The organism is Shewanella sp. SM21, assembly GCF_025654335.1.
GTDB lineage: Bacteria > Pseudomonadota > Gammaproteobacteria > Enterobacterales > Shewanellaceae > Shewanella > Shewanella oncorhynchi.
Genome location: NZ_JAKKRL010000011.1, coordinates 87,230 through 105,000, shown reverse-complemented (window position 1 = coordinate 105,000; position 17,771 = coordinate 87,230). Strand labels below are relative to the sequence as shown.

The 17,771-nt window shown below is 48.1% G+C and carries 10 protein-coding genes and 1 pseudogene; 9 read left to right on the top strand and 2 right to left on the bottom strand.

All coding sequences use genetic code 11. The features are described from left to right. Positions 1-226: 226 nt before the first annotated feature. Positions 227-1,342 carry a YwqG family protein gene (locus L5L94_RS15835; RefSeq protein ID WP_263163964.1) on the bottom strand — a complete coding sequence of 372 codons (1,116 nt, stop codon included), beginning with the start codon at positions 1,340-1,342 and terminating at the stop codon, positions 227-229. Positions 1,343-1,558: 216 nt separating this feature from the next. Between L5L94_RS15835 and L5L94_RS15830 the strand changes: the two genes are divergently transcribed. From L5L94_RS15830 to L5L94_RS15820, 3 genes are all read left to right on the top strand, one after another. Further along, complete coding sequence (locus tag L5L94_RS15830) at positions 1,559-3,085, top strand: YifB family Mg chelatase-like AAA ATPase (protein WP_263163963.1); 1,527 nt, start codon at positions 1,559-1,561, stop codon at positions 3,083-3,085. Positions 3,086-3,197: 112 nt separating this feature from the next. Continuing rightward, positions 3,198-4,094 (top strand): acyltransferase, encoded by an 897-nt coding sequence (locus L5L94_RS15825; RefSeq protein ID WP_105250476.1) that lies wholly within the window; start codon positions 3,198-3,200, stop codon positions 4,092-4,094. A 13-nt stretch (positions 4,095-4,107) separates the two neighbouring features. After that, complete coding sequence (locus L5L94_RS15820) at positions 4,108-5,052, top strand: acyltransferase (protein ID WP_263163961.1); 945 nt, start codon at positions 4,108-4,110, stop codon at positions 5,050-5,052. A 7-nt stretch (positions 5,053-5,059) separates the two neighbouring features. On the opposite strand, the pseudogene L5L94_RS15815 reads toward L5L94_RS15820, so the two are convergent. Next, positions 5,060-5,558: pseudogene (locus L5L94_RS15815) on the bottom strand (DUF523 domain-containing protein). Positions 5,559-5,858: 300 nt separating this feature from the next. On the opposite strand from L5L94_RS15815, the gene L5L94_RS15810 reads away from it, so the two are divergent. The 6 genes from L5L94_RS15810 (at position 5,859) to L5L94_RS15785 (ending at position 17,733) form a co-directional block, all read left to right on the top strand. Further along, a complete protein-coding gene (locus L5L94_RS15810) occupies positions 5,859-6,626 on the top strand; it encodes a GntR family transcriptional regulator (RefSeq protein WP_263163959.1) in 768 nt (255 codons plus the stop codon). 52 nt (positions 6,627-6,678) lie between these two features. Next, positions 6,679-7,557: a methylisocitrate lyase gene (prpB, locus tag L5L94_RS15805; RefSeq protein WP_006084450.1), complete on the top strand. Its 879-nt coding sequence runs from the start codon at positions 6,679-6,681 to the stop codon at positions 7,555-7,557. A 164-nt stretch (positions 7,558-7,721) separates the two neighbouring features. Then, the gene (prpC, locus tag L5L94_RS15800) at positions 7,722-8,849 is read left to right on the top strand and encodes a 2-methylcitrate synthase (protein ID WP_011791018.1); all 1,128 of its coding nucleotides are present in this window, start codon (positions 7,722-7,724) and stop codon (positions 8,847-8,849) included. 80 nt (positions 8,850-8,929) lie between these two features. Continuing rightward, the gene (acnD, locus tag L5L94_RS15795) at positions 8,930-11,533 is read left to right on the top strand and encodes a Fe/S-dependent 2-methylisocitrate dehydratase AcnD (protein WP_263163957.1); all 2,604 of its coding nucleotides are present in this window, start codon (positions 8,930-8,932) and stop codon (positions 11,531-11,533) included. Positions 11,534-11,626: 93 nt separating this feature from the next. Beyond that, on the top strand, positions 11,627-12,835 hold the full coding sequence (gene prpF, locus L5L94_RS15790) for a 2-methylaconitate cis-trans isomerase PrpF (RefSeq protein ID WP_263163955.1): 1,209 nt from the start codon (positions 11,627-11,629) through the stop codon (positions 12,833-12,835). Positions 12,836-13,206: 371 nt separating this feature from the next. Then, on the top strand, positions 13,207-17,733 hold the full coding sequence (locus L5L94_RS15785) for an EAL domain-containing protein (RefSeq protein ID WP_263164000.1): 4,527 nt from the start codon (positions 13,207-13,209) through the stop codon (positions 17,731-17,733). Positions 17,734-17,771: the final 38 nt, after the last annotated feature.

The window sequence follows — 17,771 nt, the reverse complement described above, 5'->3', positions numbered from 1 at the left end:
AAATAATTAAATATAACTATCAATCACTTAATCTATTCAGTCGTAATCATTTCTCCCAGAATCAATCCTTTATAACTCATATTCATTCAAAGGCACTAAATTGTGCTTGCGACTCTTCTTCTAATCCGTCGCAACATACACCTTCAATCGTCTCGATGTACTCCGATTGCTGTGTAACCCGCATCGCCAAACAAAAAGGTTGGCAGTAGCCAACCTTATCAATGAACTAATAATCATAAATGCAGTAAATGCGTTCAAATTGACCCGACGCGAGATCGTCCCGGTGGATAATAAAATTCAATTGCATAGAATGCTCACTGTAGACGACTTTGAACAGTACTAGATAATCTTCGGCATTGCCGCCTAATTCAGCCGCGGCGCGGAGTTCGGGGGCTTTATAGCGGCTATCACCATGGCCATTAATGCTGGCGATACCATCGTAATACGGCAGCGGCTGCTCGGGAACGAGCAATTCCTGCAGGTTGGATGACTGCCAGTCGGTATTAGCCCATTGCGATTGAGTGAGAATCTGACCAGGGATAAACCCGTGCTCATTCAATTGTATCAGCTCATAGCCCTTGAGCTGATCTTGCCACTCTGGTGCCAATTCATCATCCACAACCGCTAGGGCCTCCAGCACCATAGCTTGTTGCGGTTCTGGTAGCGCTTGTAGACGTGCCTTGGCTAACTTTACTAAATGCGGGTTGTCACTATTAATCATGTCAGGGGCTATCATCTTAATGCTGGCAATTCCCTGAAGTTGATAAGCCTCTTCATACTCATAGTTTGCACATACCGCATCGTCGAACTTAGGTTCGGCAATCGCTTTTCCAGAGTTCAGTTGCTGATCCTCAGCGACATAATAGACATGGCCGCGAAGCATTTCCGAGAATCGCCAGCGCTCCAAAAAGAACAACAATCGCCCCTCTCGAGGCAAATAAGATTGAAAAGCCTTCAGTTCGCTACAATTGATTTGTGCGATAAATTGCATGGGCACACGGAAGGCTTGCGCAGCCTCGTCCCAATCCGAATCTTGCGACCAACAATAATGCTCCTCGATATACTCGCGAGTGTGGTCGAATTCCTCAGCGTAAGCATCCAGCATCTCCTCCCGTCCAACCAAGGTCACTGGGTAATCCATTCCCACAGGCAAATCCGGTAAACCACCCAGCCTACTATTGCCTAACTGAGCATAATCTTCGATTGCACAGGGATAGAGATCGACACTACTGCGAATAAATGCCGAAAGCGTATGGGCAAGATGCGGGTCTTTAAACTGCGCCAACTTTTGCTCTAGCAGCTGCTGACGAATGGGGGAATTTTCTGCTAACAACATATCCATATTTACCTCACGACTCCAATATTTGTTTTTTATCATTTCTATCAACTATTTGCCACCTTCAAATAAGGCAAATTGCCAAGCCTATCACACGATTAGCAAAGCCGGAGTCAACGGCTTGCTAATGAGAAGGGCAACGACCTAGGCGATAGGAAACCCCTCCCATTAATTACTGCTACACTCAAATTCAGCGAAAAAGATCAACAAAAGGATTTGTTTATGGCGATTGCCTGCGTCAATACCCGAGCCAGTTGTGGGGTCGAAGCTCCTCAAGTCACAGTTGAAGTGCATCTCAGCAACGGCTTACCAGCATTTAATCTTGTAGGCTTACCCGAAGCTTCGGTAAAAGAAGCCCGTGAGCGAGTACGCAGTGCCTTGATCAATGCGGGATTCGAGTTTCCAATGCGGCGGATAACCGTCAATCTCGCGCCAGCTGATTTACCTAAACAAGGTGGCCGCTACGACTTACCCATCGCCGTGGGCATATTGGCTGCTTCGGAACAGATTCCCATTAACAGTTTAAAAAATATCGAGTTTGTCGGCGAGCTGGCACTGTCAGGGCACATACGTTACTGCCAAGGGTTATTGCCCGCGATTATCGCGGCGAAACGCCAAGACCATATCTTGGTCTTACCGCTAGATAACCGCCACGATGCCGAGCTAGTCGGCTATCCCAATGTGTTATTTGGTTCGCATCTGCAAAGTCTAGCCGCGTATTTACAGGGGCAAAACCAACTGCCCACACTGGCGCCACAGTTAGAATGGGTAAGCCAAGAGACACCCGAGTCCCATACTTGCCTGAGCGATGTGATTGGCCAATATCAGGCTAAGCAAGCACTCGAAATTGCCGCTGCGGGTAACCACAACCTCTTGATGCTAGGCCCGCCGGGTACTGGCAAGACCATGCTTGCCAGCCGCATGATGGCACTATTGCCTGCACTCAATTATGAGGAAGCGTTAGAAGTGGCGGCAATTCATTCCGTTGCTGGACTCGACATTAAACCGCAGCATTTTTTACAGCGACCATTTAGGGCGCCGCACCACACGAGTTCTTCGATTTCCCTCGTGGGTGGTGGCAGTATCCCAAAACCAGGGGAGATCTCCCTCGCCCATCGCGGTGTATTATTCTTGGATGAAGTGGCTGAATTTCCGCGTAAAGTCTTAGATTGCCTGCGCGAACCGATGGAAACCGGCGAAGTAGTGATTTCCCGCGCTGCCGCTAAACTGACATTTTTGAGTCGATTCCAATTAATCGCAGCGATGAATCCTAGCCCTAGTGGCGACTTGGATAGCCATCATAGATCCAGCCCTGAACAAATCCAACGTTACCTTTCGCGGCTTTCAGGTCCGTTTCTCGATCGTTTCGACTTGACCATAGAAGTGCCCAAACTTCCCGCGGGCACTTTGACTCAAGCCGCGCCGCAGACAGAAACCAGCCAAGATATAGCCAAACGAGTGAAGCTAGCACGTGAGCTACAACTCGCCCGTGCTGGTGTGCTCAATAGCGAACTTACAGGGAAACAATTGAAACGCTTCAGCGGACTCAGTGATGCTGATTTAGTGTTTTTGGAGCAAAGCGTGGTCAAGCTTGGCCTATCTGTTCGCAGTTTTCATCGTATACAAAGAGTCGCCCGCACTATCGCCGATCTTGAACAAGCCACTAATACCGAACGCCGTCATCTTGCCCAAGCACTGGGTTATCGTGCTATGGATAGGTTGCTGGCACGACTATCCCAGCAATATTGAGTAAGCAGCTTTACAGTGAAGATGAACAAATGCACCGACCAGCTGTGCCTAAGATTGAGCCAAACGCCTACACCGAGTAACATAGGCCTCCAATTTTTGTCAGGGGGCTCGGATGGGAATGCTGTTTTCACAGATAAAAGGCTGTATTGCATTTTTAGGTTACGTTATAAATACCGTCTTTTGGACTATCCCAATCGTGTTAATCAGTTTTATAAAACTGATACCTATCAGTCCATTAAGGACTGCGACTAGTCATGTGCTCGATTTTTGTGCCAGCGCTTGGATCAGCGTCAATGGCGTGATTGAGCGTTGCTTACATCCCGTTAAAATAGAACTGAGTGGTGACACCGACTTTTCCACTAAAGAGTGGTATATGGTGATTGCCAACCACCAGTCTTGGGTCGATATCCTGATCCTGCAGCGGATTTTTAACCGAAAAATCCCTTTCTTAAAGTTTTTCCTCAAGCAAGAGCTGATTTTTGTGCCTGTATTAGGCCTAGCTTGGTGGGCACTCGATTTTCCTTTTATGCGTCGTTATAGCACAGCGCAGTTGCGTAAGAATCCTAAGTTAAAGGGCAAAGACATTGAAATTACACGTAAAGCCTGTGCTAAGTTTAAGGCTAAGCCTGTGAGTGTGATGAACTTTGTCGAAGGCACGCGCTTCAGCAAGGCTAAGCATCAAAAACAAAACTCACAGTTCCAACATTTGCTAAAACCTAAAGCGGGCGGTATGGCCTTCGCGCTATCAGCCATGGGTGAACAGATCCACAAGCTAGTCGATGTCTCCATTTACTACCCAGACGCAGTACCGAGCTATTGGGACTACCTGACAGGCAAGTTGCCAAGCGTTAAAGTACACATCAAGGTCTCCGATATTGATCCTGCGATGCGCGGCGATTATATGAATGACCGCGATTTTAAAATTGGCTTCCAAGAACAACTGAATCAACTCTGGCTCACTAAGGATCAAGTGTTAAGCCAACTCGCTAGCCAAGCGAATAAAGAATAAAGGTAACGCCACTATGTTGAATTTCCTGCCTGGTTCAGTGTTGTTTATGCTGAGCTTAAGCTTGCTGATCATTAATACCGCCGTTTGGGGCTCGCTTATCAGCATTGGCGGATTAGTGAAACTTGTGATGCCAGCACAAAATGCGCGCAATGCGGTGACTGCGGTCATGAACCGTTTTATGTGGGCTTGGGCCTGCTGCAACGGTGGCATCTTGTATTTGATCGCTAAAATTGAGTGGGATGTCAAAGGGCTCGAAGGACTCGATAAAAACAGCTGGTATTTGCTGATCAGTAACCACCTCAGTGGATTCGATATCGCCGCGCAAACTTACGTGTTGCGTAACCACATCCCTATGCTGAAGTTCTTCCTCAAAAAAGAACTCATCTATGTGCCCATCATGGGCCTAGGATGTTGGGCGCTGGATATGCCATTTATGAATAGAACCAGCCCAGCAAAACTTAAAAAGAATCCAAAGCTTAAGGGCAAAGATTTAGCGACCACACGCCGCGCCTGTGCCAAGTTTAGCAATATGCCCACGTCAATCATTAACTATGTTGAAGGCAGCCGTTTTACCCAAGATAAACATCAGCGCCAAAACTCGCCTTATCAACATTTGTTACGTCCTAAAGCGGGTGGTATCGCCTTTACCTTATCAGCCATGGGCGAACAATTTACTAACCTGCTGGATATGACAATCGTCTACCCAGATGCGCCTGAAGATATTCTGTTTGGGGTGATGAATGGTAAGGTCAGTAAGATTATTGTGCGAATTAACGCCCTGCCCGTGCCTCAGGTAGATGCGGCACGTTATTTCTCTGAGTCTGAGTACCGCGTCGAATTCCAACGCTGGTTAAACCAAGTGTGGGCGGAAAAAGATCAACAAATTCATGCTTTACTCCAAACACATCAAAATGTGAACAATAAGGCCACCAGCCCCAATCACACTCAAGCAAGCTAGCTCGTCTCTAGCTTTGCTCTAGTTCAGCAACACATGCCGCTGCAGCGGATAACTCCAATTCATTGAATACGGTTATTCCTGCGGTGCTGAGTTTTTCAGCCGTTAATCCTTGTCCCGCAATTAACTGTTTTACAAATTAATTGACCATCGTAAATCTGCCTATTACCACAGGATGGACTACGGGCTTTTAAAATCGCCACTTTAATCCCGTGTTGCTGCGCCAGCTTAAGCGCGAGATCGGCTCCCAGACTAAAAGCGTGGGTCACATCCTCACCTTGGGCAGTTAAGATGCGCTGTCCAATCCGCTCCGCTGGCGGTCTAGGTGTTGGCAAACCGCCTGCACATTCGGGACAAATCGCCACAATCCGCCCTTGTTCGAGCCACGTTTGCACCAGCTCGCTCTCCATCAAGTTATGGCCACCGTCGTAGCGCACCGCTTGTCCGAGTAAACAACTGCTCACTAACACTTTTTCCACTGTCATCCCCAAATGTCTCATTCCGCCCATAGCATAACGCGAAGGATAAACATGCCAAATGCATTTGGACGATTTCCCCCAAAACCATCAACATCCGCAACGAGGTTGGAAGGTTAAAACCACGCCATTGTTGACAATTTAATATTTAAATATTCATAACATAAAATATCAATAACGAGATAATAAAAATAAAATGATAAAAATCAATGACAAAAATAGAAAGCCATTGGAATATAGACTTACGTCTAAGTAAACACATTGTTGACAATCCACCAAGGGAGGGCTATTTTTTACCCATTGTCGACAATCCTATTAATAGTGATGCGCTCTATGTTGAAGCAAGACACGACGTTCGTTTCTGATGACACACATGTTTCCCACCTGCATAAGGTCAAATCGACCTCGGCAGATAAAACGTCGACCACATTAGCCGATCAAATTTTGGTGCAGATCCAAACCAGCATCATCAAGGGCGAACTGCCTGCGGGCAGCAAGATTAACGAGCAAGCACTGGCCGAAAAATACGGCATCAGCCGCGGCCCGACCCGCGAAGCACTGCAAACCTTAGAAAGACAACGTTTAGTGGTGCGTGCGCCCCATGTTGGTGCCCGCGTCGCCCAGCTAACAGTGAGTGAACTTAACGATTTATATCAACTACGTAGCGTACTTGAAGGCATGGCCTGCGAACTCGCCGCCAGCCGTATTACCCCAGAACAATTAGCCAAGCTAGAAGATCTGCTCACAACGCAAGAAGCGGCGCTCGCCAAGGGCGATACTTACTTCCAAGAGGAAGGCGATGTCGACTTCCACTACCAAATTATTCAAGCCAGCGGTAACAAGCATCTACAGGAAACCTTAGTCGGTGGTCTGTATCACTTGCTACGTATGTACCGCTACCAGTGCACCAATAAAAATCGCCCCGTGAAAGCGATTGCCGAACACAGACGCATAGTCGAAGCCATTGCCCAGCGCGATGGTGAGTTGGCCAGTTTGTTGATGCGCCGCCATATCGAACAAGGGCGTAAAAATACCGAATTACGCTTAATTGAATTGCAAGCCAATGCAGCCGCAAAAGAAACCTTAGCCAACATTAGCTAAGTTCTTACGGCTCAATATGCCCACTTCCCATAAAATGGAAAAGGATAACACCATGACCCAAAGCGCAGGATTACGTTTTCGCCAAGCTCTTGCTAAGGCCAAACCGTTACAAATCGTTGGCACCACCAATGCCTATTTTGCCTTAATGGCAGAACAAACAGGCTTCCAAGCCTTGTATCTTTCGGGCGCTGGCGTTGCCAATGCTTCCTACGGTTTGCCTGACTTGGGCATGACCTCAATGAATGACGTGCTGATTGATGCCGGCCGCATCACCTCTGCCACGCAAGTGCCTTTATTGGTCGATATCGATACTGGCTGGGGCGGCGCATTCAATATTGCTCGTACCATCAAAGAATTCGAAAAAATCGGCGTCGCAGCAGTGCACATGGAAGACCAAGTGTCGCAAAAGCGTTGCGGCCACAGACCCAACAAAGCAGTTGTGAGCATTGAAGAAATGGTCGATCGCATTAAAGCGGCCGTCGATGCCCGTACCGATCCTAACTTTGTGATCATGGCGCGTACCGATGCAGTCGCCGTGGAAGGTTTAGAAGCGGGTATTGAACGTGCGCAAGCGTATATTGCCGCCGGCGCCGACATGATCTTCGCCGAAGCCTTAACTGAGCTAGACCAATATCGCCACTTCAAGGCTCAAGTTAAAGCACCGATTTTGGCCAACATGACTGAATTTGGTCAAACCCAATTGTTCAATAAAGAAGAACTCGCCGAGGCGGGTGCCGACATGGTGCTCTACCCACTCGGTACTTTCCGTGCAGCCAACCAAGCCGCACTGAACGTCATGCAAGCGCTGATGAATGATGGTCATCAACGCAATGTGCTAGACACTATGCAAACCCGTAAAGACTTGTATAAATACTTGGGCTACCACGCCTTTGAAGACAAGTTAGATCAACTGTTCAGCCAAGATAAATAACCGAAAAGCTGCAACCCTACAGGGTTTGGCGTTAAAGCAGATTTAGCGTTAAACAAGTTAAAAAAGTGCAGCCTTAACCAATAAATGTCGGCGAATGAGTGCTCTGAAATAAGCGTATTCATCCACCAGCAATAATCATACAGAGTTAACGGAAGGGAAGGATTATGTCAGAAGCTAAAAAACTAAGCGGTGCAGGATTACGTGGCCAGAGCGCAGGCGAAACTGCATTGAGCACAGTGGGCGTATCAGGCTCGGGCCTCACATACCGCGGTTATGATGTGAAAGATCTCGGTGAAAATGCCACCTTCGAAGAAGTCGCCTACCTTATTCTTTACGGCGAGCTGCCCACTCAAGCCCAACTTGATGCCTATAAAACCAAACTCAAAGGCCTTCGCGGTCTGCCACAAGCATTAAAAGAAGTATTGGAGCGCATTCCAGCCGACACTCATCCTATGGATGTAATGCGTACTGGCTGCTCAATGCTCGGCAACTTAGAAGCCGAGCACAGCTTTGCCGAACAGAGTGAAATCACCGACCGCCTATTGGCCGCCTTCCCATCGATCATCTGTTACTGGTATCGCTTTAGCCACGATGGCGTGCGTATCGATACTGAAACCGATGACGATCAAATTGGCGCACACTTCCTGCACTTGTTACATGGTAAAGCGCCGTCGGCACTGCATGCTAAAGTGATGGACGTATCGTTAATTCTTTATGCAGAACATGAATTTAACGCATCAACCTTTACCGCTCGCGTATGTGCTTCCACCTTGTCAGATATGCATTCATGCGTCACTGGCGCCATTGGTTCACTGCGCGGCCCGCTGCATGGCGGCGCGAACGAAGCGGCGATGGAACTTATTCAAGACATGAAAGATGAAGCCGATGCGCGCGACATCTTAATGGGTAAACTCGAGCGTAAAGATAAGATCATGGGCTTCGGCCACGCAATTTACCGCGACAGCGATCCACGTAATGCCATCATCAAAGAATGGTCAGAAAAACTGGCTGCCGCCAACGGTGACGACCGTCTATACCGGGTATCGGTTGCCTGTGAAGCCCTGATGTGGGAACAGAAAAAACTCTTCTGTAATGCAGATTTTTTCCACGCCAGCGCGTACCACTACATGGATATTCCGACTAAGTTGTTTACGCCTATCTTCGTGTGTTCACGCGTTACAGGCTGGGCGGCGCACGTGATGGAGCAACGCTCTAACAACCGCATCATCCGCCCGAGTGCCGATTATGTGGGCGTTGCGCCGCGCAAAGTGGTACCGATTGCCAACCGTTAAGCAAAATTGACCACACTTGGCGCGAGATTTCACTCAATGTAAGTCTCGCGCCAACTTCATTTTCCGAAATGGATGATGTTATGAGCACTGCTATGAATACCCAATATCGCAAGCCCTTACCCGGCACTCAACTCGATTACTTCGATACCCGCGAAGCCGTAGAAGCCATTCAAGCTGGCTCGTATGCCAAGCTGCCTTACACCTCGCGCGTTTTAGCTGAAAACTTAGTCCGTCGCTGCGATCCGGCCGTTTTGACCGACTCGCTAAAACAGATTATCGAATCTAAGCAAGAACTGGATTTCCCTTGGTTTCCTGCCCGCGTGGTGTGCCATGATATTTTGGGGCAAACCGCCTTAGTTGACCTTGCGGGTCTGCGTGATGCGATTGCGGCTAAAGGGGGCGATCCCGCTAAAGTGAACCCAGTGGTGCCAACTCAATTAATTGTCGATCACTCACTGGCGGTGGAATTTGGCGGTTTCGATAAAGACGCCTTTGCTAAAAACCGCGCCATCGAAGACAGACGCAACGAAGACAGATTCCACTTTATTGATTGGACGCAAAAAGCCTTTAAAAACATTGATGTTATCCCTCAGGGTAACGGCATCATGCATCAAATTAACTTAGAGCGTATGTCGCCTGTGGTGCATTCACGCAATGGCGTGGCCTTCCCAGATACCTTAGTCGGCACCGACAGCCACACGCCGCACGTTGATGCTCTGGGCGTTATCGCCATTGGTGTCGGCGGCTTAGAAGCCGAAAGCGTGATGCTGGGGCGCGCATCTTATATGCGTCTGCCGGACATTATCGGTGTCGAGCTCACGGGCAGGCCACAGCCTGGCATTACGGCTACCGATATCGTATTGGCCTTGACCGAATTTTTACGCGCACAAAAAGTCGTCTCCTCTTACTTAGAGTTCTTCGGTGAAGGCGCAGCGGCGCTGACACTCGGCGATCGCGCCACGATTTCGAACATGACGCCTGAGTTTGGCGCTACTGCGGCCATGTTCTACATCGACCAGCAAACCTTAGATTATTTGACCTTAACTGGCCGCGAAGCCGAGCAAGTTAAGCTAGTTGAAACCTATGCCAAAACCGCAGGTTTGTGGGCCGACAGTTTGACTGAAGTGCACTATCCGCGCGTACTGCGTTTTGATTTATCCTCTGTGGTGCGCACCATTGCAGGGCCATCAAACCCACATGCACGGGTGCCAACATCAGAATTGGCTGAGCGCGGAATTAGCGGCGTAGTCGAAAACGAGCCCGGCTTAATGCCCGATGGTGCTGTGATTATTGCGGCGATTACCAGTTGCACTAACACCAGTAACCCGCGCAACGTGATTGCCGCAGGTCTCATTGCCCGCAACGCCAACGCTAAAGGCCTAAGCCGCAAACCTTGGGTCAAAACCTCACTGGCACCCGGCTCAAAAGCGGTGCAGTTGTATTTGGAAGAAGCCAAGCTATTACCTGAACTTGAACAACTCGGCTTTGGCATTGTTGGTTTTGCCTGCACGACGTGTAACGGTATGAGTGGCGCGCTGGATCCTGTGATTCAAAAAGAAGTGATCGACCGCGACTTGTACGCTACCGCAGTGTTATCGGGTAACCGAAACTTTGATGGCCGTATTCACCCTTATGCTAAACAAGCCTTCTTAGCATCGCCGCCATTGGTCGTCGCCTACGCGATTGCAGGCACCATACGTTTCGATATCGAAAAAGATGTGTTGGGATTAGATAAAGACGGTAAGCCAGTCAAACTTATCGACATTTGGCCATCGGATGAAGAAATCGATGCCGTGATTGCGACCAGCGTTAAACCTGAGCAGTTCCGCAAAGTGTACGAGCCCATGTTCGATTTAGCCGTCGATTACGGCGAAAAAATCAGCCCGCTGTACGATTGGCGTCCGCAATCTACTTATATTCGTCGCCCACCTTACTGGGAAGGCGCATTGGCGGGTGAACGCGCACTCAAGGGTATGCGACCACTGGCGGTACTGGGTGACAACATCACCACAGACCATTTATCGCCATCGAACGCCATTATGATGGACAGCGCCGCGGGCGAATATCTGCACAAAATGGGCTTGCCGGAGGAAGACTTTAACTCCTACGCCACCCATCGCGGCGATCACTTAACCGCCCAGCGCGCAACCTTTGCCAACCCTAAGCTTAAAAACGAAATGGCGCTGGTTGATGGCAAAGTGCAACAAGGTTCACTGACGCGTATCGAACCCGAAGGCCAAGTGACTCGTATGTGGGAAGCGATTGAAACCTATATGGAACGTAAGCAACCGCTGATCATCATCGCGGGCGCAGATTACGGCCAAGGTTCGTCCCGCGACTGGGCTGCCAAAGGCGTGCGTTTAGCGGGCGTTGAGGCCATTGTTGCCGAAGGTTTCGAGCGCATTCATCGCACTAACTTAGTCGGTATGGGCGTGTTGCCGCTGGAATTTAAAGCTGGTGACAACCGCGCCACCTACGGTATAGACGGCACAGAAGTGTTCGATGTCCTAGGCACACCAGCGCCAAGAGCGGACTTAACTGTCGTTATCACCCGTAAAAACGGTGAGCGCATCGAAGTACCAGTGACGTGTCGTCTCGATACCGCCGAAGAAGTGTCTATCTACGAGGCGGGCGGCGTATTGCAGCGCTTCGCGCAGGACTTTTTAGAATCGAATCTGAAATAACACTCGCGCTAAAAAGGCGGCGATACCCATTTAGAATCGCCGCCTTTGATACCGACGCTAACCTGTATCGCTATTCCCTATGGAGTTAATAGCATGAGTAAGAATTTTTTCCCGCCACAAATCAAAGTCGCCGCGACTTATATGCGCGGCGGTACCAGTAAAGGGGTGTTTTTCCGTCTGCAGGATTTACCTCAGGCCGCACAAGTTGCTGGCCCTGCCCGTGATGCCTTGTTACTGCGAGTGATAGGCAGTCCCGACCCTTACGGTAAGCAAATCGATGGTATGGGTGGCGCCACCTCCAGCACCAGCAAGACGGTTATTCTGTCAAAAAGCAGTCAAGCCGACCACGATGTCGATTATCTCTTTGGCCAAGTGTCTATCGACAAACCTTTTGTCGATTGGAGCGGTAACTGTGGCAACTTGACCGCAGCCGTCGGTGCCTTTGCCATCAGCAATGGTTTGATTGATGCTGCACGTATTCCACACAATGGCATTTGTACCGTGCGAATTTGGCAAGCCAACATAAGCAAAACCATTATCGCCCATGTGCCAATCACCAACGGTGAAGTGCAAGAAACCGGTGATTTTGAGCTCGATGGTGTGACCTTTCCTGCCGCCGAAGTGCAAATCGAATTTATAAACCCTGCTGCAGATGAGGATGCCAGCAGTGGCGGTGGCAGCATGTTCCCTACGGGCAATCTTGTCGATGTGCTAGACGTGCCGGGTATTGGCAGCTTTAACGCCACTATGATCAACGCGGGCATTCCCACCATTTTTATCAACGCAGAAGACTTAGGCTACACAGGCACTGAGCTACAGGATGATATTAATAGCGACAATGCCGCCCTTGCCAAATTTGAAACCATTCGCGCCTATGGCGCCGTGCGTATGGGCTTGATTTCGCATATTGATGAAGCAGTTGCACGCCAACACACGCCCAAGATCGCCTTTGTCGCTAAGCCTAAAGCCTATGTGTCATCGAGCGGTAAAACCGTCAATGCCGATGAAATTGACCTACTGGTACGCGCCTTGTCTATGGCTAAATTGCACCACGCTATGATGGGCACGGCTGCCGTCGCGATTGGCACGGCTGCGGCAATTCCCGGCACTTTAGTCAACTTAGCCGCAGGCGGAGACACTAAGGACAAAATAGATGCGGTACGTTTCGGTCATCCCTCTGGCACCTTGCGCGTTGGCGCTGAGGCGTCAATGGTCAACGGTGAATGGACAGTCGTTAAAGCCATTATGAGCCGCAGCGCCCGCGTACTGATGGAAGGTTTTGTGCGAGTACCCGCTGCGTAACTTTATCTAAGTAAAACAGTTCAACCAAAGACCTTGCTTCTCCCCCTTCCGGCAAGGTCTTTTTTCTATTCTCACCCATCATTTTAATCTGCTTCGCCCGTATTTGTCTTAGCATGATATGTTGACATACCTGAAACAATGCTAAGATCCTTTAGCAAAAACGCCAGCATACAAACTCGTCATAAAAAGAATATTGGCAGTGAAACGGTACAGTTAATATATTGCATGATCTATTACAGAATCGCGCCCATCGATTTTGGTTATTTTTAAACCAAGTCAGCAATTTAAGTCGCATTTTTACAGCAAAATGGCATGTAAGGTCTAGGCTAAGAACTAAACTAAATAGAAACCTAATCAGGATGGGTCCGTTTTTGGTAGGGGAAAATTTGAGTCAACTAATCCACAAGCTAATGTTAAGTACGCTTTTTATCCTAAGTTTGTGGGGGATCTCGTGCAATGGATTAGCTCAACCATTGAGCGCGGCTTCTACACAGCTCAAATTTGAACATATTCGCAGTGAAGATGGCCTTACCCAAAATACGATTACTAGCCTGTTTATGGATAATGCAGGTATGTTATGGATTGGCACTCAAGATGGTTTGCATGCTTATAACGGTCACAGCTTCAATATTTTCCCCCATTCACCCAATGATCCGAGGAGTATTTCTGAGAGCTATGTCTCTGACATTATTCAAGACTCAGAAGGTAATATCTGGGTTTCGACTTTCAGCCAAGGGGTAAATCGACTCGATTTGAGCACAGGGACCTTTGAACACTTTGGCCAAGAACAAGGGCTTACCGATCCACGCACAACCAAACTCAGCGTTGTAGGCAATACACTCTGGATTGGTACTAAAGCAGGACTATTTTCCCTATCGACCAAAACCAAACGCATTACCCAAGTGAACTTAGGTAATAGTGTTCAACCCCACATCACCAGCTTAGCCAATGTTGAAGACACTTATCTGCTGGCAGGAACACAAGATAGCGGCACCTTTGCTGTTAGTGCCAATACTATCACTCGCTTAAATGTCCCGCAGAATCTCACTGCACATCAAATTAGGGCACATTCCGCTAATGCGATCACTTTAGCTCTGGGTGGGCAATTATGGCATTACAACTTGGCCTCACAACAGGGCGAAATCCTCTGGCAGACAGACGATAATGTGCCTTACATTAAAGATTTTATCCAAACTGAACTGGGTAATTTTTGGGTTGTTGGACCAGAAGCTGGTCTGATTCAACTCGAGAGAAACGATAAAGCATTTACTGCGACTTACCACAGGTATGATCCTAAGCGTACCAACAGTATCAGTGAAAATAACATGCTGAGCTTACTGCAAGATCCCTTTGGCAATTTATGGTTAGGTGCCAGTTATTCTGGTCTGGATAAAATTAATACCCGTCGTCAGTATTTTCAGCATATTTACGAATCCACCCCTAACCTTTCGCAACAAAGTAACAACATTCGCACCTTGTTCCGCAGCCAAGATAATGCGCTATGGATAGGCACTGAAGGTGCTGGGCTTAAACGCATGTTGGCCAATGGAAAATATGAACACTACACGGAGCTCTTTGCTAACGCCTTAGGGATGCATCAACGCAACTTGAATCTTATCCTGCGAGATATAGACCAAGACAAAAATGGCGTGCTTTGGTTTGCCACTAACTATGGGTTAGGTCGACTGGCGCTAGATGGCCACTTCCAGTTACTCAAGGTGACAGAACGTACTGATCAAGGCTCAGAAACCAACTATATCCGTAGTTTAGATATTGATGAGCAAGGTCGCCTCTGGGTGGCAACAACCAATGCCCTCTACCGTAAGGCGATAGATACCGATGAATTTACTTTTATCTCATTGGCACATATTGATAATTTCTATCCGGCACAAAACCAGTTTTTAATCCTCAGAACACACAAAGATACGCTATGGATAGGTACACTCGATGGCCTGCTTAAGCTGGATATGAAAACAGGCACAGGTAAATCCTACTTCCATCAATCCTCAGACAAAAACAGCCTGATCAACAACCGCGTCCGCGATATTTTAGTCACAAAATCGGGCGAGGTATGGTTTGCCACCCATGGTGGGATCAGCAAGTTACCGTCCCAAGAGACTGATGCAGGTTTTAGCCACTATACCCGCAATCAGGGATTACCAAGTGATACCATCTATGCCTTACTCGAGGATCAAGAACACAACATTTGGTTTAGTAGTAATGCGGGGATAGGAAAGCTCAATCCTAAAACCAATCGTGTCATCATATTTAACGAGCAAGAAGGGCTACAAGCACTGGAATTTAACGGTGGCGTAAAACTTGAAGACAGCGATGGCGATCTCTGGTTTGGTGGCATTAATGGCATAAATCGTTTCAATCCAAAGTCAATTCCAGATCAACGACCCGATGTTAAAGTCGCACTCACTGGCTATAGTATTGCGGGTAAAGGACACACTATTCTCGATTTGAGCCATCCACCTAGCATAGTAATGGACTATAGCGATCAGCTGATCAGTTTTGAGGTGACCTCATTGGATTTCAGCTATACGGGTAAAAACCGCTTCAGCTATTTTCTTGAGGGATTTGATAACGAGTGGCATGAGCTCCCCACAGGTAATGAAATCACCTTCACCAATATTAACCCTGGTCACTACCAACTGCATGTTCGCCATGGGCTGCAATACAACACTCAAGGTGACTACGCCCTTTCTGTCGATCTTCATGTACAAGCGCCCTTCTATCGAACTCAGTTCGCCTACGCCCTCTACAGCTTGCTCTCTCTATGGCTGTTGGCTTGGATCATTATCTGGCGTAAAAGGAAACGTCAGCAACAGCGCGAATTTGAAACCAGTATCCGCGCCTCAGAGGAGCGACTCAAACTTGCACTTTGGGCCTCTGGCGATGGCATGTGGGACTGGAACATACCAGAAAATCGAGTCTATCGTACCAATATGGATTCTTCAGTCCCCCATTGGAATAGCAGCAATATAGCCCATGAGAGCATGCACTCAGAGGATAGGGAAAGATTCAAATTTGAGCTTAACGAACACCTTCAAGGTCGTTCGCCTTTCTTCGAAGCAGAGTACCGAGTCGAACGCTCCCCCGGTAATTGGGTATGGATTTTAGACCGCGGTAAAGTGGTGGAAAAAGATAGCCTAGATAATCCGATCCGCATGACAGGGACCAACCGCAACATTACCTCACGCAAACTGATTGAAAACGAGTTGGTACTGTCATCACAAGTGCTCAACAGTATGAACGAAGCCGTTGTAGTGGGAGGATTAAATTATCGAATTCGTTCGGTCAACCCAGCATTTTGTGCCATTACAGGGTACACAGAACGCCAAATAACCGACAGGCATTTCATTCACTTAGCCTTTAGTCGCCAACAGCGGGAGTTGTTCAATACGATTGAACAACAGCTACTGCGTCACAAACATTGGGTCGGAGAACTGTGGATCCGCAATAAACAACGTCAGGCCATTTTAGTCTGGCTTGAAATCAACCAAGTGATCGATATCAAAGGCGAAACCAGTCACTTCGTTGCAGTATTTACCGACATCACAGAGCGGAAAAAAGCCGAAGAAGATCTGCGTTTCCTCGCCAGCTTCGACACATTAACTGGCTTACCGAACCGAACTTTATTTCAAGACAGGCTCAACCACGCGATTACTCAAGCGCACAGAGCGAATAATATCGTTGCCTTGCTGTTCTTAGACCTCGACCGCTTTAAACATATCAACGACTCTATGGGTCATCATGTCGGGGATTTGTTACTGAAAGCCGTGGCAAGACGACTGCAAAATGCAGTGCGTGATGGCGATACTGTCGCACGCTTAGGTGGCGATGAATTTACTATTATTTTAGAAGTTGTTGCGAAAACAAAAGCCGCAACCCTGATCTCAGAAAAAGTGCTCAGAGCATTCCAAACGCCCTTCCTATTGGACGATAAAACGCTGACCATCTCGACCTCAATTGGTATCAGCTTATACCCTAACGATGCGGACAATGCCGACTCACTGATTAAATTTGCCGATACCGCCATGTACCACGCAAAATCATCAGGTCGAAATAACTTTCAGTTTTATACCTCTAAGTTAAATGAAATCGCCACCCGTCATGTACAACTCGAAAGTGGTTTAAAGGAAGCTATCCAACGCAAAGAACTAAGCTTGGTTTATCAACCTAAATTCTGTTTACGAGATGGTTCACTCACAGGACTGGAAGCACTTTTACGTTGGTATCACACTGAACTTGGTCCTATTTCACCTGTGGAATTTATTCCACTGGCGGAAGAAACGGGTATCATCACTCAAATTGGCCATTGGGTGATCAACCACGCCTGCCAGCAATTAGCCGAATGGAATAGCCTAGGATTTAACGGGATCACTATCGCCGTCAACCTATCGGCTCGCCAACTGAAGGCGGACATTATCTCCACCATCGAAGTCGCTTTAGCCGTATCAGGTCTCCCGGCTCAATCCCTTGAGCTTGAGCTTACTGAATCAATGATCATGGGCAATCCGCAGGAGTCGGTCAGCATCCTATCTAAACTCAAGGCCCTAGGATTGACCATAGCCGTGGATGATTTTGGGACGGGTTATTCGAGCCTAAGCTATCTCAAACGCTTCCCGATAGACACACTCAAAATCGATCGAGAATTTGTCAGAGACATCACCAACGATCCCGACGATGCCGCCATCACCAGCGCCATTATTGCCCTCGCTCACAGCTTAGAACTGAATGTCGTCGCCGAAGGCGTAGAGACCCAAGAACAGCTCAACTTCTTGGCGATGCAGGGTTGCGATCAAGTACAAGGTTTCTTACTCAGTAAACCCTTAAATGCCGAAGATTGTTTAACCTTACTCAAAAATCAATCTAAGCCACAGCCACTTTGATTTAAGGCATTATCGACAAAAACAGCCAATAAAAAAGG